Origin of the sequence: Bradyrhizobium sp. AUGA SZCCT0177 (genome assembly GCF_018130125.1) — a bacterium.
Classification (GTDB): Bacteria; Pseudomonadota; Alphaproteobacteria; order Rhizobiales; family Xanthobacteraceae; genus Bradyrhizobium.
Map to the genome: position 1 here is coordinate 157,398 of NZ_JAFCMA010000009.1, position 20,003 is coordinate 177,400.

At 63.7% G+C, this 20,003-nt stretch carries 18 protein-coding genes; 5 read left to right on the forward strand and 13 right to left on the reverse strand.

The annotated features are described in order from the left end of the window. Positions 1–16: 16 nt before the first annotated feature. Positions 17–727 carry a 7-cyano-7-deazaguanine synthase QueC gene (gene queC, locus JQ597_RS13055; RefSeq protein ID WP_212264656.1) on the reverse strand — a complete coding sequence of 237 codons (711 nt, stop codon included), beginning with the start codon at positions 725–727 and terminating at the stop codon, positions 17–19. 135 nt (positions 728–862) lie between these two features. On the opposite strand from queC, the gene mazG reads away from it, so the two are divergent. Together mazG and JQ597_RS13065 are read left to right on the forward strand one after the other, a co-directional pair. After that, a complete protein-coding gene (gene mazG, locus JQ597_RS13060; RefSeq protein ID WP_212264658.1) occupies positions 863–1,711 on the forward strand; it encodes a nucleoside triphosphate pyrophosphohydrolase in 849 nt (282 codons plus the stop codon). Positions 1,712–1,764: 53 nt separating this feature from the next. Continuing rightward, positions 1,765–2,241, forward strand: a complete 477-nt coding sequence (locus tag JQ597_RS13065; protein WP_212264660.1) for a hypothetical protein — start codon at positions 1,765–1,767, stop codon at positions 2,239–2,241. Here the strand turns inward: JQ597_RS13065 and hflX are convergent. The 7 genes from hflX to dusB all read right to left on the reverse strand — a co-directional run bounded on the left by hflX (position 2,238) and on the right by dusB (position 11,657). Further along, positions 2,238–3,614: a GTPase HflX gene (gene hflX / locus JQ597_RS13070; protein WP_212264662.1), complete on the reverse strand. Its 1,377-nt coding sequence runs from the start codon at positions 3,612–3,614 to the stop codon at positions 2,238–2,240. The two genes, JQ597_RS13065 and hflX, sit on opposite strands and share 4 nt — an antisense overlap. 11 nt (positions 3,615–3,625) lie before the next feature. Then, a complete protein-coding gene (gene hfq, locus JQ597_RS13075; RefSeq protein WP_006020546.1) occupies positions 3,626–3,874 on the reverse strand; it encodes an RNA chaperone Hfq in 249 nt (82 codons plus the stop codon). Between the two features lie 274 nt (positions 3,875–4,148). Further along, positions 4,149–5,519, reverse strand: coding sequence for a nitrogen assimilation response regulator NtrX (ntrX, locus tag JQ597_RS13080; protein ID WP_212264664.1), 1,371 nt, complete (start codon positions 5,517–5,519; stop codon positions 4,149–4,151). Between the two features lie 17 nt (positions 5,520–5,536). Continuing rightward, a complete protein-coding gene (locus JQ597_RS13085; RefSeq protein ID WP_212264665.1) occupies positions 5,537–7,885 on the reverse strand; it encodes a sensor histidine kinase NtrY-like in 2,349 nt (782 codons plus the stop codon). Between the two features lie 146 nt (positions 7,886–8,031). Continuing rightward, on the reverse strand, positions 8,032–9,474 hold the full coding sequence (gene ntrC, locus JQ597_RS13090) for a nitrogen regulation protein NR(I) (protein ID WP_212264667.1): 1,443 nt from the start codon (positions 9,472–9,474) through the stop codon (positions 8,032–8,034). A gap of 9 nt (positions 9,475–9,483) precedes the next feature. Beyond that, entirely contained in the window at positions 9,484–10,659 is a 1,176-nt protein-coding gene (locus tag JQ597_RS13095; RefSeq protein WP_212264669.1) for a two-component system sensor histidine kinase NtrB, read from the reverse strand. After that, positions 10,656–11,657: a tRNA dihydrouridine synthase DusB gene (gene dusB / locus JQ597_RS13100; protein WP_212264754.1), complete on the reverse strand. Its 1,002-nt coding sequence runs from the start codon at positions 11,655–11,657 to the stop codon at positions 10,656–10,658. Before dusB ends, JQ597_RS13095 begins: the two co-directional genes overlap by 4 nt. A 286-nt stretch (positions 11,658–11,943) precedes the next feature. On the opposite strand from dusB, the gene JQ597_RS13105 reads away from it, so the two are divergent. Together JQ597_RS13105 and JQ597_RS13110 are read left to right on the forward strand one after the other, a co-directional pair. Beyond that, a complete protein-coding gene (locus JQ597_RS13105) occupies positions 11,944–13,140 on the forward strand; it encodes a bifunctional 2-C-methyl-D-erythritol 4-phosphate cytidylyltransferase/2-C-methyl-D-erythritol 2,4-cyclodiphosphate synthase (RefSeq protein WP_212264670.1) in 1,197 nt (398 codons plus the stop codon). Between the two features lies 1 nt (position 13,141). Further along, positions 13,142–13,744 (forward strand): CinA family protein, encoded by a 603-nt coding sequence (locus JQ597_RS13110; RefSeq protein ID WP_212264672.1) that lies wholly within the window; start codon positions 13,142–13,144, stop codon positions 13,742–13,744. A 12-nt stretch (positions 13,745–13,756) separates the two neighbouring features. On the opposite strand, the gene JQ597_RS13115 is transcribed toward JQ597_RS13110, so the two are convergent. The 4 genes from JQ597_RS13115 to lipA form a co-directional block, all read right to left on the reverse strand. Continuing rightward, entirely contained in the window at positions 13,757–15,436 is a 1,680-nt protein-coding gene (locus JQ597_RS13115) for a thiamine pyrophosphate-binding protein (RefSeq protein ID WP_212264673.1), read from the reverse strand. 161 nt (positions 15,437–15,597) lie between these two features. Next, positions 15,598–16,518 (reverse strand): NAD(P)-dependent oxidoreductase, encoded by a 921-nt coding sequence (locus JQ597_RS13120; RefSeq protein WP_212264675.1) that lies wholly within the window; start codon positions 16,516–16,518, stop codon positions 15,598–15,600. A 1-nt stretch (position 16,519) separates the two neighbouring features. Further along, positions 16,520–16,978, reverse strand: coding sequence for a type II toxin-antitoxin system RatA family toxin (locus JQ597_RS13125; protein WP_212264677.1), 459 nt, complete (start codon positions 16,976–16,978; stop codon positions 16,520–16,522). An 8-nt stretch (positions 16,979–16,986) separates the two neighbouring features. Continuing rightward, positions 16,987–17,946, reverse strand: a complete 960-nt coding sequence (gene lipA / locus JQ597_RS13130; protein ID WP_212264679.1) for a lipoyl synthase — start codon at positions 17,944–17,946, stop codon at positions 16,987–16,989. Between the two features lie 155 nt (positions 17,947–18,101). On the opposite strand from lipA, the gene JQ597_RS13135 reads away from it, so the two are divergent. Continuing rightward, entirely contained in the window at positions 18,102–18,707 is a 606-nt protein-coding gene (locus tag JQ597_RS13135) for a DNA-3-methyladenine glycosylase (RefSeq protein WP_212264681.1), read from the forward strand. Between the two features lie 733 nt (positions 18,708–19,440). Here JQ597_RS13135 and JQ597_RS13140 read toward each other — a convergent pair. Beyond that, the gene (locus JQ597_RS13140) at positions 19,441–19,827 is read right to left on the reverse strand and encodes a VOC family protein (protein WP_212264683.1); all 387 of its coding nucleotides are present in this window, start codon (positions 19,825–19,827) and stop codon (positions 19,441–19,443) included. Positions 19,828–20,003 lie beyond the last annotated feature (176 nt).

The window sequence follows — 20,003 nt, forward strand, 5'->3', positions numbered from 1 at the left end:
GCGTCAAGACAAATAACTAGGTAGCCGCATATTCGCGCCAGCCCTTGGCGCGTAAGGCGCAGGCCGGGCATTCGCCGCAGCCATAGCCCCAATCGTGCTGGTCGCCCCGCTCGCCGAGATAACAGGTGTGAGAATGTTCGCGGATCAGGTCGACCAGCCCTGCCCCGCCGAGATCATGTGCAAGCTTCCAGGTCGAGGCCTTGTCCAGCCACATCAGCGGTGTGTGCAGTTCGAATTGTCTGGCCATGCCAAGATTGAGCGCGGATTGCAGCGCCTTGATGGTCTCGTCACGGCAATCCGGATAGCCGGAATAATCCGTCTCGCACATGCCGCCGATGATGTGGCGGATGCCGCGCCGGTACGCCAGCGCCGCTGCAAACGTCAAAAACACCAGATTGCGGCCGGGCACGAACGTATTGGGCAGCCCGTCCTCGCCCATCGCGATGGCGACATCGCGCGTCAACGCGGTGTCGGAAATCTCCGCCAGCGTCGGAATCTCCAGCGTATGGCTCTCCCCGAGCCTCGCGGCCCAATCCGGCTGCAATGATTTGATGCCCGATAGCAGACGATCCCGGCACCCAAGCTCAATTGCGTGGCGCTGGCCGTAGCTGAATCCCAACATTTCCACGCGCGCGAAGCGCTGCAGGGCCCAGGCCAGGCAGGTGGTGGAATCCTGTCCGCCGGAAAACAGCACCAGCGCGGTTTCGGATTGGAACGGATCGCTCATGGAGCCCCATTACCATTCCCGGGCGCGCAGGCCAATCGGTGGAAATCAATCCGGTTTCGGCGCGTTCCGCTGGGATCGGTTCGCCGCTTGCGGCATAAAGCCAAGGTCTGTCCTTTCCCCGGCGTCGGTAAACCCATGACCCCTTCCCGCGATATTTCCCGGCTGCTCGAAATCATGGCGGCGCTGCGCACGCCGGTCACCGGTTGCCCGTGGGATCTGGAACAGAATTTTGCGACGATTGCGCCCTACACCATCGAAGAGGCCCATGAGGTCGTCGACGCCATCACCCGCGGCGATCTCGATGATCTCCGTGAGGAACTCGGCGATCTCCTGCTGCAGGTCGTCTATCATGCGCGTATGGCCGAAGAACAGAACGCCTTTGCTTTCGGCGACGTAGTCGAGGCGATCACGAAAAAGATGATAAGGCGGCACCCGCACGTCTTCGCCGACAAGGACGGCAACATCGAGCCGGCCGGCGTCAAGAGCGCCTGGGAGCGCATCAAGGCCGAGGAGAAGGCCGAACGCGCCGCGCGCCGGCCGCCGGAGCCGGCCGGACCCAAATCGTTGCTATCGAGCGTCAAGGCCGGTCAGCCCGCGCTGACGCGCGCGATGGAATTGCAGCGCAAGGCCTCGACCGTCGGCTTCGACTGGAACGATCCTCGGGCCGTGCTGCATAAAATCCGCGAAGAGGCCGACGAGATCGAGGCCGCGCTCGACAAGGGCGATACCGAGGAGCTCGCAAGCGAGACCGGCGACCTCCTGTTCGCCCTGGTCAATCTGGCGCGGCATGTCGGCGCCGATCCCGAAGCCGCGCTGCGCGGCACCAACGCGAAATTCGAGCGCCGCTTTGCCTACATCGAGCGCGCGTTGACGGCCAAGGGCCGCTCGCTCGATAACGCCTCGCTCGCCGAGATGGACGCATTGTGGAATGAGGCCAAGGGCGAGGAGCGGCCGGCGGAGCCGACAACGGTAGCGAAGGCTTGAACCTGCATCAGCTGGCCGATACCGTCCCGCGATATTGTCTCAATTGAGGGGCCATGCCTTTGACCGGTTTGGTGAGCCAACTGCTTCCTTTCGTGGCGGCCGCCAGCCTTGGCCTTCTCGCTGGTGCATTGCTGGCCGAAGACCGGCTGCTGCTGCCTTACTGGCGCACGCTGTCTGCGGACACGTTCTACGAGCTACATCCAAGCTATGGGCCGCGCCTGTACCGCTTCTTTGCGCCGCTGACAACGGCTGCGCCAATGGCCGCTGTGCTGGCTGCGATACAGATCGTGCTGCAATCCGAGGGGGTTGGGCCGCGCACCACCGCGGCGATCACCGCAGCCGTTCTGGCGTGGAGTCTGGTCGCGATCTATTTGGTTTATTTCAGGTCGGCGAACGATGCTTTTGCACGGCACGCGGTGTCGCCTGAGGATTTGTCGGCCGTACTGGCGCGCTGGGCCGGCTGGCATCGGGCGCGTGTGCTGATCTGCCTGGCAGCGTTCGCCCTGTCGCTTGTTGCCCTCGCGGCCTAGGCCGCGTGGGGCACGGCCCCGAACCGAGACACCACGATATCGCGCTTGGTCTCGTCTACCCGCACCGTCATGTCGAACCGCTCGCCGTGAAGCTCCTTGGTGAGCACTTCGGCGTTACGATGCAGCCAGCTGATGCCGGCGCCATCGGAGGCGTCGATCGAAAGATCGAGCGTCATGCGGAAGGCGGCGAGCCGATCCTCGATCGCGGTTAGCAGAGCTTCGATCCCCTCGCCGGTCTCGGCGGAAACCAGAAAGCACGGCCGCTCCGGCGGTCGGCGCGCGGCGATGTTGCGCAGATTGTCGCGCTCTTCGGGATCGAAGCGATCGATCTTGTTCCAGACTTCGAGGATGCGCACGCCAGCTTCCGGATCGATCCCCAGTTGGCGCAGCACGGCGTCGACGTCGCGCTCCTGCGCCTCCGCGTCCTCATGCGAGATGTCGCGAACGTGCAGGATGATATCCGCTTCGAGCACCTCTTCCAGCGTGGCGCGAAACGCCGCGACCAGTTGCGTCGGCAAATTGGAGATGAATCCCACGGTGTCCGACAGCATCGCCTTGCCGCCATGCGGCAGAGTCAGCGCGCGCAATGTAGGATCCAACGTAGCAAAGAGCATGTCGGCGGCCTGCACGTCGGCACGCGTCAGGCGGTTGAACAGCGTCGATTTGCCGGCGTTGGTGTAGCCGACCAGTGCGACGACGCGATACGGCACCCGCTGCCGGCCGGCACGATGCAGCCGTCGCGTCGCCTGCACCTTCTTGATTTCGTTCTCAAGGCGCGTGATGCGGTCGCCGATCAGGCGGCGGTCGGCCTCGATCTGGGTCTCGCCGGGGCCGCCCATGAATCCGAAGCCGCCGCGCTGGCGCTCCAGATGGGTCCATGATCGCACCAGCCGGCTGCGCTGATAATTCAAATGCGCAAGCTCGACCTGCAGCGAGCCTTCCTTGGTCTTGGCGCGACGGCCGAAGATTTCCAGAATCAATCCGGTACGGTCGAGCACCTTGGTGTCCCAGGCCTTCTCGAGATTGCGCTGCTGGATCGGCGACAACGCGCAGTCCATCACCACGAGTTCGATGTCATGGCCTTTGATGAGGCCGAGGATCTCCTCGACCTTGCCCTTGCCGAGATAGGTCGCGGGCCTGATCTGGCTGATCGGAGCGATCAGGGAATCGGCGACCGCCAGGTCGATGGCGCGCGCCAGACCTGCGGCCTCCTCCAGCCGCGCCTCGGAATCGCGCACAGCCTCGTTCGCCTGCGCATCGGCGTCGCCGCGGCGCATACGCAAATAAGGACCGATGACGATCACCCGCCCGGTCTGTCTGCCCCCCGCCGACCGCGGACGGTCGGCGCCCCCTTCACGATTGAGGGGTTCCAATCAGGTCACTCTCAAGCCGGAGCATCCTCACCGCCTTCGAACAACTGGATCGGAGCGCCCGGCATGATGGTCGAGATCGCGTGCTTGTATACAAGCTGCGAGTGACCGTCGCGCCGAAGCAGCAGGCAGAAATTGTCGAACCAGGTGACAATCCCCTGCAGCTTTACTCCGTTGACCAGAAAGATCGTTAGTGGCGTTTTGGTTTTGCGAACGTGATTTAGGAAGGTGTCTTGTAGGTTTTGTGCGCGGTCTGCCGCCATTGTTTTTGTCCCGCCGTCTTGTGCTTCTTTTTATTTAACCGGTTGTTGCTCTCTCACGGAGCCTGCCCCGGTCGCCGGCTTCCCCTGAGATCCCCCTCTGGTCGGCTCGGCGGAATGATTAGAAGGCAGGCGCGCTTTTTAGGCAAGCCAGTTCGCGCGTCACCCCCGCGGAACCCAGTGACCATTCTCCGTAAAACTCCGGAAAGAGACGAATATTCTCAAGCAAGTGCATGGATCGGCGCGGCCGCCGGCCGGATGCCGATCGGCATAAACTTCAACCAACCCCGAGCGCTTTGAGCTTGCGATGCAGGGCCGAGCGCTCCATGCCGACGAATTCCGCTGTGCGAGAGATGTTGCCCGAGAACCGGCTGATCTGGGCAATCAGATAATCGCGCTCGAACACTTCGCGCGCTTCGCGCAGCGGCAAGCCCATGATGTGCTCGCCATTGTTGCTGGTCGGCATGGCCGGCACCATCGAGCCGACGTCCTGCGGCAGCATGTCGGCAGTGACGATCGCTTCCGGCCCGCCGCCGGCCAGAATCATCACCCGCTCGACGTTGTTGCGGAGCTGGCGGACGTTGCCGGGCCACACATGCGACTGCAGTACCGCCATCGCATCCTGGCCAATTTGGCGTTTCGGCAAGCCGGTCGCGATCGAAATCTGATCCATGAAGTAGTCGATCAGTTCGGGAATATCTTCGCGGCGTTCCGACAGCGGGGGCACCCGGATCGGCACCACCGATAGCCGGTGATAAAGGTCCTCGCGGAATCGCCCTTCGGCGATCTCCTCTTCCAGATTGCGCGCGGTCGAGGAGACGATGCGGACGTCGACATGGACCTTGGCGGTGCCGCCCGAACGCTGGAAGGTCTGATCGACCAGCACGCGCAGGATCTTGTTCTGGGTTTCGCGCGGCATGTCGGCGATTTCGTCGATGAACAGCGTGCCGCCATGAGCCTCTTCGAGCGCGCCGGCCTTGCGCGCCTGTTCGCCATTGGTCTGCTCGACCCCGAACATTTCGACTTCCATCCGCTCCGGCGTGATCGCCGCTGCGTTGATGACGACGAACGGCCCTTCGGCGCGGCTCGAGGCGTGATGCAGTGTCCGCGCCGCCAGCTCCTTGCCTGAACCAGGAGGGCCGACGATCAGGATGCGGCTGTTGGCCTTGGCGGCCCGGTCGACGGTCTGGCGCAGCTGGTTCATGCAGGCCGAGCGCCCGGTCAGAACGCTAGCAGCCGGAGCCAGTTGCTTGAGTTCTTTTACCTCGCGCTTGAGGCGCGAGGTTTCCAGCGCCCGCGTCGCCACCAGGATCAGGCGGTCCGATTTGAAGGGCTTTTCGATGAAGTCATAGGCGCCGCGCTTGATGGCGGCGACCGCGGTCTCGATGTTGCCGTGGCCGGAGATCATCACCACCGGCACGTCGGCGTGATCCTTCTTGATTTGCTCGAGCAATTGCAGGCCGTCGAGCTTGGAGCCCTGCAGCCAGATGTCGAGAAACACCAGATGGGGGCGGCGGTTGGCGATCTCGGCAAGCGCCGAATCGCTGTCACGCGCGGTCCGGGTGCTGAAACCCTCATCGTCCAGAATGCCCGCAACAAGGTCCCGGATATCTGCTTCGTCGTCGACAATCAGAATGTCACTGGCCATGGGTTACACCTGTCTTGTCAGTTGCCTGTTGCGGCTTTGATTTTTGGTTCATCATTAGTCGCGTTTGCCGCCTCATTGGTTTCGGAAGCCGGCGCTTTTGTTTCGTCGCCCTGCTCTTTTACGGCCGCAGCCGGTTCTTTCGATTCGGCCTTCGGCGCCTGGCCGGAGACGGCAAAGCGGAGCCGCATCCAGGCCCCGCGCTGCCCCGGCCGGAAGTCAGAGGCATCCTTGAGCTCGATGCGGCCGCCATGGTCTTCCAGCACCCGCCCGACGATCGCGAGCCCAAGGCCGGTGCCCTTCTGCCGCGTCGTCACGTAAGGCTCTAGCAGGCGCGAACGCGCGGTCTTCGGCAGGCCGATACCGTTGTCTATCACGTCGATCACGATGTCGTCGTTCTCTTGCGCGGCGACGACATCGATACGACCCTTGCCAAGCTCGTCCGGCGGAACCTGCTCGATTGCTTCGGTCGCGTTCTTGATGATGTTGGTCAAAGCCTGCGAAATCAGCCGGCGGTCGAACTGCGCCCGGATCGGGTCTTGCTTGATTTCGGTCTCGATATCGAGGTCGGGATGCCCGACCTTCATCAGGAATACCGCCTGCCGTACGGTATCGGCGACGTCCTCGCCTTCCATTACCGGCTTCGGCATCCGCGCAAAGCGGGAGAACTCGTCGACCATCCGCCTGATATCGTCGACCTGCCGCACGATGGTGTCGGTGCACTGCTCGAAGATACCCTTGTCCTCGATAATGACCTTGCCGAACTTGCGGCGGATACGTTCGGCCGAAAGCTGGATCGGCGTCAGCGGATTCTTGATTTCGTGGGCGATGCGGCGCGCCACGTCGCCCCAGGCCGAGGTGCGCTGCGCGGAGACCAGATCCGTGATGTCATCGAGCGTGATGATGTAACTGTCGCGCGATTGCCCGGTCTGTTCGGCGCTGACGCGGACCGACAGATTACTCTCATGGCCGTCGCGGGTGATGGTGATCTGGCCCTGCACCAGCTTCTGCGTACCCTCGCGCGCGGTTTTCATCATGTCGTCGAGTTCGGGCAGCACGTCCGACAGCGGATGATCGAGCGTTTCTGATTCCACGTGACCGATGAGTTTTTCCGCCGAACGGTTCAGGATACCGACGCTGCCGGAGGCATCGACGCCGATGATGCCCGCGCTGGCCGAGGACAGCACCGCTTCGATGAAACGGCGGCGGCTGTCGATCAGGTCGCTGGCGCTGACCAGTTCGTCGCGCTGGGTGCGCAGTTCCTGGGTCATCTTGTTGAAGGTCTCGCCCAATTGGGCCAGATCGCCTTCCGATTTATGGACGGGTACCTGGACATGCAGATCGCCGGTGGAGACGATGTTGGCGGCGCTCATCAAATTACGGATCGGCGCCACCAGCCAGTTGGCAAAGTTCAACCCGATCAGCACTGACGCCATCAGGATCGTAAGCGCGATCACTGCGAACATCAGCGCGAAAGCGACCTGAATGCCGAGCCGGCGTGCTTCGATCTGGGCATATTCGGCGACGCTGGCCTGGGTCTGCCGCAACTGGCCAACCACCCGTGCATCGAGCAGGCGCGCGACGTAGAGAAAGGTATCGTCGAAGGCCCGCAGGCGGACCACCGCTGCGACGTAATTCTCCTCCGGGAAAACCGAAATCTCGGGTTTGTCCTCGCCGACATTGTCGAGCAATTCCTTTGGCGGCGTCGCAAAGGCTTGCCTGATGCCGGTTTGCGCAGACACCACGACGTTGCCTTCCTTGTCGAGCAGCATCGTGCCCGGCAAGTTGCGCTTGGAGGCACTCGCCGTCAGCAATTCCAGAAACGTACGCCGGTCCTGGACGAACAACGGCCACGCGTTGGCGATATCATTGGCCATGCCCAGGATGTCGCCATTGATGAGCTGCGCGTGCTCGTACGTGTAGGCCCGCGCGATGATCAGCGAATTCTGGATCACCTCCCGCGTCGGGCCCGAGAATAGCCGGTCGAGGCCGCGATCGATGGTGATGTTGGCCACGATCGCCACCAGCACCGCCGGCAGCACGGCAATCACCGAGAAAAGACCCACGATCTGGACGTGCAGCCTTGCCGCCGCCTTGCCACGGCGCCGCGCCTGCACCACCAGCCAGACTTCGCGGATGATGATGGCAACCAGCAGCAGGATGGTCGCGGCATTGATCAACAGGAAGGAGTAGACGACGTTGCGCGAAGGTTCGATCGGCGTCAGGCCGCTGAGCACGACAAAGGTCAGGAACGCCGACAGCAGCGCGATCCCGACGGCAAACGGCGCCACCCATTTCCGCAGGATTCCTCCTGTGGATTGGGCAAGCGACGGGTCAAACGTAGGCGCCGAGGTCTCTGCGGTGGTCATTCCGGCAATCGGTGAGCTGAAAGGCTTTGTGTCCGCCTGCCGCGGACTGATGCATTCATATCACAATGTTGCCAAATTGCGACAATTCCGCGGCGCACCCCGCCGCGAAAGCGTTCGATACCAGGATTTCGACGAGATCTAACCGGCTAGCCCCCGCTGCGGTAGACCTGAATATCCAGATCCCTGATCTTCTTCCGCAGCGTATTGCGGTTGAGGCCGAGCAAATCGGCGGCGCGGATTTGGTTGCCCCGTGTCGCCGCGAGCGCCGCCGTGAGCAGCGGCACCTCGATTTCCTTGAGGATGCGATGGTAGAGGCCCGGCGGCGGGACGCCGTTCGGGAAGCCCGAGAAGTGCGACGACAGGTAGGCCTCGACCGCGCCGCCGAGATTCTCGACACCGAGCGGCACATTGCCCCCCGACGCCACGGCCGGCGGCGCCAACTCGCCGTCGATCACTGAGCCCGTGATGACGTCCTGCGGATAGAGCGCTGCGAGCCGGCGTGCGAGATTTTCAAGCTCGCGCACGTTGCCAGGCCAGCGGTGCTGCTTGAGCCGCTCCAGCGCCAGCGTATCCAGCTTCTTGGGCGGCAGCCCGTCTTTCTCGGCGAGCGAAAAGAAATGCCGGATCAGGTCGGGCAGATCCTCGATGCGCTCGCGCAGCGGCGGCAGCCGCAGCGGCACCACGTTGAGACGGAAGAACAGGTCTTCCCGGAACAGGCCCTGCTGAATCAGGATGCGCAGGTCCTTGTTGCTCGCCGCCACGATCCGCACGTCGGTCTTGATCGGGGTGCGCCCGCCCACCGTGGTGTATTCGCCCTGCTGCAGTACCCGCAGCAACCTGGTTTGCGCTTCCATCGGCATGTCGCCGATTTCGTCGAGAAACAGCGTACCGCCCTCGGCCTGTTCGAACCGGCCGGAAGCCCGCGTATTGGCGCCGGTGAACGCGCCGCGTTCATGGCCGAACAGTTCGGACTCGATCAGATCGCGCGGGATTGCCGCCATGTTGACCGCCACGAAGGGGCCGTTGCGCCGCTTGCCGTAGTCATGCAGCGCGCGAGCGACCAACTCCTTGCCGGTGCCGGATTCACCGGAGATCATCACCGTGAGGTCGGTCTGCATCAGACGCGCCAGCACGCGGTAGATTTCCTGCATTGCCGGCGAGCGGCCGACCAGCGGGATAGAGTCGAATTCGCCTTCGTCGGCAGAACTCGCCACGCGCTCCTTCGGCTCCGCCAAGGCGCGCCCGACGATCGTGATCAGCTCCTTCAGGTCGAACGGCTTCGGCAGATATTCATAGGCGCCACGCTCCGAGGCCCGGATCGCCGTCATGAAGGTGTTCTGCGCGCTCATGACGATGACGGGAAGGTTCGGCCGCATCTTCTTGATCCGCGGCAGCAGGTCGAACGCATTCTCGTCGGGCATCACGACGTCGGTGATGACGAGGTCGCCCTCGCCCTGGCTCACCCATCGCCACAGCGTCGCCGCGTTTCCGGTCAGGCGCACCTCGTATCCGGCGCGCGAGAGAGCCTGGTTTAGAACTGTGCGGATGGCGGTGTCGTCATCAGCGACAAGTATACTACCTGCGGGCATCATTATTCCTCATCTTGCGGCCTGTGAGGCAGGCGATGGCGTACCCGAAACGTCATCGCGATTGCTTTGGTCGAATTGTTTGGTGGAGCTGAACATCGGCAGCAGCACGCGGAACGTCGTCTTCCGCGGCTGGGATTCGCATTCGATGATACCGCCGTGATCGCCGACGATTTTTGCGACGAGCGCGAGACCGAGCCCGCTGCCGGTTTGCTTGGTGGTCACGAACGGATCGAACAGGTTCGGCAACAGGTCTTCCGGCACGCCGGAGCCGTTGTCCTTGACGCAGAATTCAAGCGGCAGCGATACCCGCGACTTCTTGCCCGGTACCGACAGGCGGACCCCCGGGCGGAACGCGGTGGTGAGCTGGATTTCGGCGTCGCTGCCGAGATCGGCGACCGCTTCGGCGGCGTTCTTCACCAGATTGAGGAAGACCTGAATGAGCTGGTCCTGATTGGCCAGCACCGGCGGCAGCGACGGATCGTATTCCTCGACGAAGCGGACGTTGCGGGCAAAGCCCGATTGCGCCAGCCGTTTGACGTGGTCGAGCACGGAATGAATGTTGACCGGACCGCGCGCCACCGGCCGGTCGTCGCCGAACACTTCCATACGGTCGACCAGCGTGACGATGCGGTCGGCCTCGTCGCAGATCAGCCGCGTCAGCATACGGTCCTCGGATGAGGCCGCCTGCTCGAGCAATTGTGCCGCTCCGCGAATGCCGGACAACGGGTTCTTGATTTCATGCGCCAGCATCGCCGCCAGCGCGATCACCGAACGCGCCGCGCTCCGATGCGTCAATTGCCGGTCCATCTTGTCCGCGATCGTGCGCTCCTGCAGCATCACGACGATGTGGCCCGGCCGCTCCGTCAGCGGCGCGACGTGAAGATCGACCTGGCGGTCGCCGCCGATCCTGGGCGTACCGAGATCGACCTTGTATTCGTTGACCGGCGAGCCGCTCGATCGCACCTGATCGATCAGCGCCAGCAGCGGACTTCCGAATGGCACCAGTTCCTTCAGCGACTGTCGTTGCAGGAACTGGGTCGAAATCTCGAAAAAGGATTCCGCGGCGATGTTGGCGTCGACGATGCGCCCGTCGGGCGCGATCAGCAGCACCGGATTCGGCAGCGCATTGAGGATCGCATCGCTTTCGGACGGCAGTCGCCGGCGTTGTTCTGCGGCCGAATTCATGCTGCAGCACTCCATGCAAAATCGTCGTAGGCGTCCTCGAGCGATCGATGTACCCGGTGCGGATCCTCCGACGTCAGTATCTTTTGCCGCCAGCTCTTGAGTTTCTCCGCCGGCGCGCGGCTGCATTCGGCAGCGATCTCGAGCGCCCAGCCGAGATGCTTGCGCGCGTGCTTGAGGCCGATACGCAAACCGTAGAGACGGCAGACTTCGTCATAGAGCGCGCGGATGTGGGCGAGCTGTTCGGCCAGCGAGGGCGCGGCTTCGGGCGTTCCGGTTTGCAGCTGGCGTCCGATCTGGCCGGGCAGCCAGGGCTGTCCCTGCGCGCCGCGGCCGATCATCACGGCATCGGCGTCAGACATTTCGAGCGCGCTCACCGCCTTCTCGAACGACGTGATGTCGCCATTGACGACGAGCGGAACCGAGACCGCGTCCTTGACCGCGCGCACCGCGCTCCAGTCCGCCTCGCCCTTGTAGAACTGGCAGCGCGTGCGGCCGTGCACCGTGATCATCTGCACGCCGGCACCTTCCGCGCGGCGCGCGAGTTCGGGGGCGTTGAGCGAGCCGTGGTCCCAGCCGAGCCGCATCTTCAGCGTCACCGGAACCTTGACGGCAGCGATCGTCGCCTCGATCAGTTTGAGCGCATGGTCGAGATCGCGCATCAGCGCCGAGCCGGACTGGCCGCCGGTCACGTGACGCGCCGGGCAACCCATATTGATATCGATGATGTCGGCGCCGGCCGCCTCGGCAATCCTGGCCCCTTCCGCCATCCAGTGGGTTTGACAGCCTGCAAGCTGAACCACGTGCGGGCCGATCCCGGTCGCCTCGCAGCGCAACACCGACATCGGTCGGCCATGCACGAGATCGTCGCTGGCGGTCATCTCTGACACGACGAGTCCCGCCCCAAGGGCGGCGGCAAGGCGTCGAAAGGGGGCGTCGGTAACGCCGGACATCGGCGCCAGGAGAACCCGGTTGGCGACCGAAATATCGCCTATCTTCAACGTCTTAGGGCGTGGGTCGTCCAGGCCGGTCACGGTGTTCTCATTGGTCTGGCAGCAGCGGCATTGCTACTGTCGGCGCATATTGTGAGCACAAATCTTGTGCAGTCAAGCTTCATGCCTACACTTTAGACAGTTCTATCATTTGTGCAAGTGCACTGCAACAAAAACTGCTTTTCCCACAGCTATTGGGAAACGCTCTGTTTTTACGCATTCGGCATGGTAAGGGCTGTGCGCCGCAGGGGCCCGATCCCCTCTCCTCAACCCGATCCGTCCGTAATTGAGTCAAATGTCGAAACCCGAGCGTACAGCAGCCATCCTCGTCGCAGCCGGGCGCGGACTTCGCGCCGGCGCGGGAGGGCCCAAACAATACCGTACGATCGGCGGGCAGACCGTGATCTTCCGCGCGATGGAAGCGTTCTGCCGCCACCCCGACGTCTTCGCCGTGCAACCGGTTGTGAATCCCGACGACGCAGCGGTCTTCAATGAGGCCGTCGCCGGTTTGCGCCATCACCCCCCCACCAACGGCGGCGCGACGCGCCAGGCGTCGGTGCATGCCGGGCTCGAGGCGCTGGCCAGCGAGAAGCCCGACATCGTTCTGATCCATGACGCGGCGCGGCCATTCGTGACACCGGCGGTGATTTCGCGCGCGATCGACGCCGCCGGCCGCACCGGCGCCGCCGTGCCGGCGATCGCCGTCACCGATACGATCAAACAGGTCGGTGAGGCCGGCGATGTGGAAGCCACGCCGGACCGCGCGCGGCTGCGCATCGCCCAGACGCCGCAGGCGTTTCGTTTCGACGTGATCCTCGAAGCGCATCGCCGCGCCGCGCGCGAGGGCCGCAGCGATTTCACCGATGATGCCGCGCTCGCCGAATGGGCGGGATTGACGGTGGCGACCTTTGAAGGCGATCCTGCGAACATGAAGCTCACGACCCCTGAAGATTTCGTCCGCGAGGAAGCCCGCCTCGGCGCCATGCTCGGCGACATCAGGACCGGCACCGGTTACGACGTGCACGCCTTCGGCGACGGCGATCATCTGATGATCTGCGGCGTCCGCGTGCCGCACACCCGCGGCTTTCTCGCCCATTCCGACGGCGACGTCGGCCTGCACGCCATGGTCGATGCCATCCTCGGCGCGCTGGCGGACGGAGATATCGGTTCGCACTTCCCGCCCAGCGATCCGCAGTGGAAAGGCGCCGCTTCCGACAAGTTCCTCAAATATGCGGTCGATCGCGTCACCGCCCGCGGCGGCCGCATCGCCAATCTCGAGGTCACCTTGATCTGCGAGCGACCCAAGATCGGCCCGCTGCGCGATGTCATGCGCGCGCGCATCGCCGAGATCACCGGGCTCGACATCTCTCGCGTCGCTGTCAAGGCGACCACCAGCGAACGGCTTGGCTTTACCGGCCGCGAGGAAGGCATCGCCGCGACCGCGAGCGCCACCATCCGTCTGCCTTGGGACGATCAAGGTCGGAGCGAATAGCATGAGCGGCAGCGACGCCCGCGCCCTCTCCCGCTCGCTGCTCGATCTGTGCCGGATGCGCAAGCTGACGATTGCGACCGCGGAATCCTGCACTGGCGGCCTGGTCGCGGGCGCGCTCACGGATATTCCCGGCTCCTCCGACGTCATTGACCGCGGCTTTGTCACATATTCCAACGATGCCAAGCGCGCGATGCTCGGCGTCAAGGTAACGACGCTGGCGACCTTCGGCGCGGTCAGCAAGGAAACCGCCACCGCGATGGCGGTCGGCGCCCTGGAGAAGGCCGGCGTTGACCTCGCCGTCTCCATCACCGGCATTGCCGGTCCCGGTGGCGCCACACCCGGCAAGCCGGTTGGGCTCGTGCATTTCGCGGTCGCCTCGCGCGACGGCCGCATCCTGCACCGCGAATGCCGTTTCGGCGCCATCGGCCGTACCACCGTGCGCCAGCGCTCGGTGGTCGAGGCGCTGCGCATGCTGATGGAACTGGCGCGCGGACCGCAGGCATCCGTCAAACCGCGCCGCGAGGCCGTCAGCCGGCTCCGCCCGCGTGTCGCGCGTTCGACCCGGGGCAGCGCCGTCAAGCGACGACGGCCGCCGAGATCCTAGCGAACCGCCTCATCACTTCGCCGCGGCCAAAGCCTTGGCGCGGGTTTCGCTGAGCGAAGCCGCCGGCGTCAGCGCCTCCGGGCTGATCGTGAGTTCGATGATCGCCGGCAAGCGCGAAGCCACCGCCTCGTCGAAGGCCTTTGCAAAATCTTCGGTACGGTCGACCCGGGCGCCGAAGCCGCCAGAGGCACGCGCGAGTGCGGCGAAATCCGGGTTCGCCAGATTGGTGCCGGAAACCCGGCCAGGATAATGCCGCTCCTGATGCATGCGGATGGTTCCGTACATGCCGTTGTTGCAAACGATCACGATGAGGGGCAGCCGATTCTCGACCGCGGTCATAAACTCGTTGCCGGTCATCTGGAAGCAGCCGTCGCCGGCGAATGCGATCACCGGCCGGTTCGGATGCAGATGCTTGGCCGCAACCGCCGCCGGCAAGCCGTATCCCATTGAACCGGATGTCGGCGCGAGTTCGGTCCGGAACTGCCGATAGCGCCAGAAGCGATGAACCCAGACGGCGTAATTGCCGGCGCCGTTGCAGATGATCGCATCCTCCGGCAGCCGCTCGCTGAGATCACGCACGATACGCGAAAGCTGAACATCGCCGGGCGAACGGGTCGGCTCGGCAAAGGCGAGATAATCGGCATGCGCCGCCTTGAGTTCGTCGCCGCGCGGCTGATGCTTCGGTTTCAGTCGGCTGATCGCGGCCGCGAACGCCGCGCTCCCGGAAATGATGCCCAATTTCGGCGCATAGACGCGGCCGATCTCCTCGGGATCCGGATAGATGTGAACCAGCGGCTGTTTCGGCTGCGGAATGTCGAACAGGCTGTAGCCCGATGTCGTGATTTCCCCGAGCCGGGTGCCGAGCGCGATGATCAGATCGCTGTCACGAATCCGTTCGGCGAATTTCGGGGAGATGCCGATGCCGACATGGCCGGCGTACGCAGCGTGCAGATTGTCGAAATAATCCTGGCACCGGAATGAAGCGCTGACGGGCACCTCATGCGCGGTCGCGAAGGTTTCGAGGTCGCGGCGCGCTTTATCGCTCCATCCGCCGCCGCCCACGATCAACAACGGCTTGCGTGCCGCGGCCAGCAACTCCTCGAACTGTTGCAGGCTTTCCGCGCCGGGCGCGACGGTTTGCGGCTTGTAAGGCTGCGCATCCGGAACGTCAGCCTCGTCGGTCAGCATGTCCTCGGGCAGCGCCAGCACCACCGGTCCGGGCCGACCGGAGGTGGCCGTATAAAACGCCCGCGAGATGAATTCCGGAATCCGCCGCGCGTCGTCGATCTGCGCCACCCATTTGGTCATCGGCCCGAACATCTGCCGGTAGTCGATTTCCTGGAACGCTTCGCGTTCCATCATGTCCCGCCCGACCTGGCCGAGCAGCAGGATCATCGGCGTCGAATCCTGAAATGCGACATGAACGCCCGCGGAGGCGTTGGTGGCGCCGGGGCCGCGCGTCGCAAAGGCGATGCCGGGCTTTCCGGTGAGCTTGCCATAGGCGTCCGCCATCATGGCCGCCCCGCCCTCATGCCGGGAATTGACGAAGCGGACCCGCTGGTTCTGGTACATGCCGTCCAGCGCGGCCAGAAAACTTTCCCCGGGCACGCCGAACACCGTGTCGGCGCCGTGCAGGGCCAGTTGATCGATCAGAATGTGCCCGCCGGTTCGCATGGGTGCCTTGATGTCCATCACTTGGTCCTTCCGTTCCGCAGAGCCTTTTCCGTTCCGATAAAATCGGAACGGGGTTCTAGTTTTTTGTTTGACGCGTTTTGTTCACGCGAACCGGTATCCACCCTCGGATCAAGTCCGAGGGCATGCTTCGCTTGAAAACGCTCTGAATCGTATAGCATTCAACCGCCTTGATTTCGATCTTGCGGCCGGACGCGGGCCTCGACGCCGGTGACGGCCTCGTAAGCCTTGATCACGGCGGTGCAGGACTCGCCGTCATGACCGAGCAAGGCGGCCTGCCGGTAGGTCTGGTGCACGGCATCGGCCATGAAACCCGGCAATCCGGCGTCTTCCAGCCAGCGCGCGTAATAGCGCACGTCCTTGCGGGCGTTCGCCAGCGACATCAGCGGGGTAAAGTCGCCGTCGAGCGTCGCCTGGCCATAGAGGTCGAGCATGCCGCTCTTGCCGCCGGCGGCCGAGATGATGGTGATCAGTTGCTTGAGATCGAGGCCGTCCTTCGCCGCCAGCGCAAACCCCTCGCACCACGCCGCAACGTTGGCAAAGGCGATGTAGTTGTGGATCAGCTTGAGGCGGATGGCGTGGCCGAGCGGTCCGATGTGGAAGATGTTCTCCGCATAGCGCTCGAAATAGGGCCTGAGCTCACCGAGCAAATCGGCCTCACCGCCGTAGAGCACGTTGACCTTGCCGGCGTCCGCATGCTTCGGGGTCCGCGTCATCGGCGCCTCGGCATAGCGCCCGCCGGCTGCACGCACCAGCCGATCGAGTTTATCGACCATTTGCGGGCTGCCCGTGGTGTGATCGACGATCACAAGCCCCGGCGCCGGGTGGGCAAGTAACCCGTCGGCCCCCGTCAGCAGCGCCTCGACGTCCTCGGCGGCATTGACGCAAATCATGATGATGCGGCATTCGCCGATGTCGCCAAGACCGCCCGCCGCCGTCGCGCCCTGGGATTTGGCGATGGCAACCGCCTCAGGGTTCAGGTCGTACGCCGTGACGGCGACGCCCTTGGCGAGGAGGTTCTTGACCAGCCCGCGCCCCATTCCGCCGAGACCGATGAAGCCAACGCGTTCCAATGCCGTCATGTCACGCCCGCTTTCCATAAACCACATCCGCCCGCTTTTCGAACGCCGCGGCAAAGCGCTGGAACGCGGTGTCGAACATCGTGCCCATCAGCATCGCCAGCATCCGGCTCTTGAATTCGTAGGACAAGAAGAAGCCGACATCGCAATCGGTTTCGGATTTGGGTTCGAAACTCCAGCGGTTTTCCAGATTGCTGAACGGGCCCTTCAGATACTCCACCATGATCTTCAGATTGGGACGGTCCAGCGTCACCCGGCTGGTGAAGGATTCCCGAATGAGCTTGAACGACACCGTCATGTCGGCGACCACGACCTCGGTGCCGTCAGGCTGCGCCGTGCGCTGACGGATTTTCAGCGAATGGCATAACGGCACGAATTCCGGATAGCGCTCGACGTCGGCGACCAGATCGAACATCTGCTGGGCGGTGTGATGCGCCCGCCGCTTGCTTGAAAACCTCGGCATCGGCTATCTCAGCGGGATCGCGCCGCGCGCGCCGCCTGCAGCTTGGCGAAATCATCGCCGGCATGATGCGAGGAGCGGGTCAGCGGGCTCGCCGACACCATCAGGAAGCCCTTGGTGTAGGCGACCTTCTCGTAGCCGGCGAACTCGTCCGGGGTCACGTAGCGCATCACGGCGTGGTGCTTGCGGGTCGGCTGCAGATATTGCCCGATGGTGAGGAAGTCGACGTCCGCCGAGCGCAGATCGTCCATCACCTGCAGCACCTCGTGGCGTTCCTCGCCGAGGCCCACCATGATGCCGGACTTGGTGAAGATGGTCGGATCGATTTCCTTGACCCGCTGCAGCAGCCGGATCGAATGGAAGTAGCGCGCGCCCGGACGCACCGTGAGATAGCGCGACGGCACGGTTTCCAGATTGTGGTTGAACACGTCGGGCTTTGCGGTCGCGACAATCTCCAGCGCGCCTTCCTTGCGCAGGAAATCCGGCGTCAGGATCTCGATCGTCGTGGTCGGACAGCGGGCGCGGATCGCGCGGATGGTTTGCGCAAAATGCTCGGCGCCGCCATCGGCGAGATCGTCGCGGTCCACTGAGGTCACGACGATATGGGCGAGCCCGAGCTTGAAGGTGGCCTCCGCGACATGTTCCGGTTCGGCGGCATCGAGCGCGCCGGGCATCCCGGTCTTGACGTTGCAGAACGCGCAGGCGCGGGTGCAGGTGTCCCCCATGATCATGAAGGTGGCGTGCTTCTTGTCCCAGCACTCGCCGATATTCGGGCAGCCGGCCTCCTCGCACACCGTGACGAGGCCGTTCTCTTTCACGATCTTCCGGGTATCGACGTAGCCGCGCGTGTTCGGCGCGCGGACGCGGATCCAGTCCGGCTTCGGCGGCGACAGCGCATCCGGCCGGTTCACCTTTTCGGGGTGGCGCGGGCGAACCTGGTTGGATGAAACGGTATCGACGAGAACGACCATTTGGAGCCTAAATATTCCTGGAGGCTTTAGCTAATCCGTGTCGCGTTGCGCCGCAACCTCGTTGCAGAAGGCGGCAACTGGGGTTGCGGAAACCTAGCAGAAGCAGGCACCATATTGGGAGCTTTCCTCCTGTTCCCGCTGATTCTCACCTCAAAATGGTTCAAATCACGAAATCGGCCGAGGCAAAGGCCCTTCGCCTCGGCAAAGCCCTGAAACGCGCGTTTTTTGCCCGCAGCGTGCATGAGGTCGCGCCCGACCTGATCGGCGCCACGCTGCTGCTCGACGGCGTCGGCGGCATCATTGTCGAGGTCGAGGCCTATCATCACACCGATCCGGCCGCGCATTCGTTCCGGGGCCCGACGCCGCGGAACCTCGTGATGTTCGGCCCGCCCGGCTTTTCCTACGTCTATCGCTCCTACGGCATTCACTGGTGCGTGAATTTCGTCTGCGAGAAAGAAGGCTCGGCCAGCGCGGTTCTGATCCGCGCGCTGCAGCCAACCCACGGCATTCCCGCGATGCGCCGCCGCCGCGGATTGCACGACGAGCGCACCCTGTGTTCGGGGCCCGGCAAATTGTGCGAGGCGCTGGGCATCACGATCAAGCACAGCGAATTGCCGCTCGATGCGCCGCCGATCAGCTTGCATGCGCGGATTGGCGACGCGGAAATCGTCACCGGCATTCGCATCGGCATCACCAAGGCCGTGGATTTTCCGTGGCGCTACGGGCTCAAGGGCTCGCGGTTTTTGAGCAAGGCGTTTTGAGGAAGCGTGCTCCGCTCTAGCGTCGTCCCGGCGAACTCAGATGCGCAATTGCGCATCAGGGGACCCGTACTCCGCAGCGGTTGTTGTTGGAGCAGGTCGCTAACGCCAGCGTTCCTACCGATGGGCCGCGGCGTATGGGTCCCGGCGTTCGCCGGGACGACGGCGGTGTTTGTCATTGCACCATCATCCAAACGCGACTTCGCATTCTCGCGACGGATTGCGCCCGAGGTTTGCAAGTAACTTCCTTGCCCTCGAAAATAGAGGGCGCAGGGAAGACCGGGTGCGCGCTGCACCCGCGGTCTCGTGTGCGAATTGTGCTAAGTAGGCTGCACACGAGCATACAGGGCAGCGGAGAACACCCAGCCTTCCCTGCGCAATGGCTTTACGGCTTATGACGCGCTCTCCCCGGTGAGACGGCCTCTATTGCCACCGTCGCCTCTCGGAAGCGTTAGCTCCCGCAGGACTTAACGCCGTTACGGGCGCCAGGACCACACGCTTTCGCCGTACGCTTCAGCCGCGACCGTCAATCGTAACTGTTACGTCCATCGCAACCCGCCCCTCGTCGTGACGACGGCCGACGCCCCTCTGAGTGGGACGGGATAACGCAAACTCGTAGAGATGATTTGCCCGACGGCGAAAGCGAAATATTTTTTATTTCGGGGCTTGACACAATTTCTGACAATCAGAAGTGATTTGCCCGTCGTGTCAGTTTGTCGCGGCGGTATCTCGCTTTTCACACCGCGTGATGGCACACGGCCTCGATGCGGTTGCCGTCGGGATCGCGCAGGAACGCCGCGTAATAGGACGCGTGATAGTCGCGCAGTCCCGGCGGTCCGTCGTCGGTGCCGCCGGCGGCGATGCCGGCGTCCCAGAAGGCGTCGACCTTGGTCTGCCATCGTGCCTTGAAGCACCAGTGGCGGCCAAAAGCGTCGTCCGGTTTCGGGCCCTTGCGGATGGTGAGATAAACCCGGTCCGGATACGCCGGGCGCGCCCGCTCACCATAGCCGAGCCAGTCGTCGCGACGGCCGACCTTGACGATTCCGAGCGCTTTCATGATCGCGTCGTAGAACCGCTCGGCGGCGGCGATGTCGGAGACCGTGATGGAGACGTGGTCCAGCATGGATGGCTCTGCGAGTTGGAACGCATTCCGCCTGAGTGACAATCATGGCCGCATGGTTCGAGACGCGCGGCGCTGCCGCGCTCCTCACCATGAGGGTCAAAGATCTCATCGTGAGCTAGCAGACCTCATCCTGAGGAGCATCGCAAAGCGATGCGTCTCAAACGATGAAGCCATCG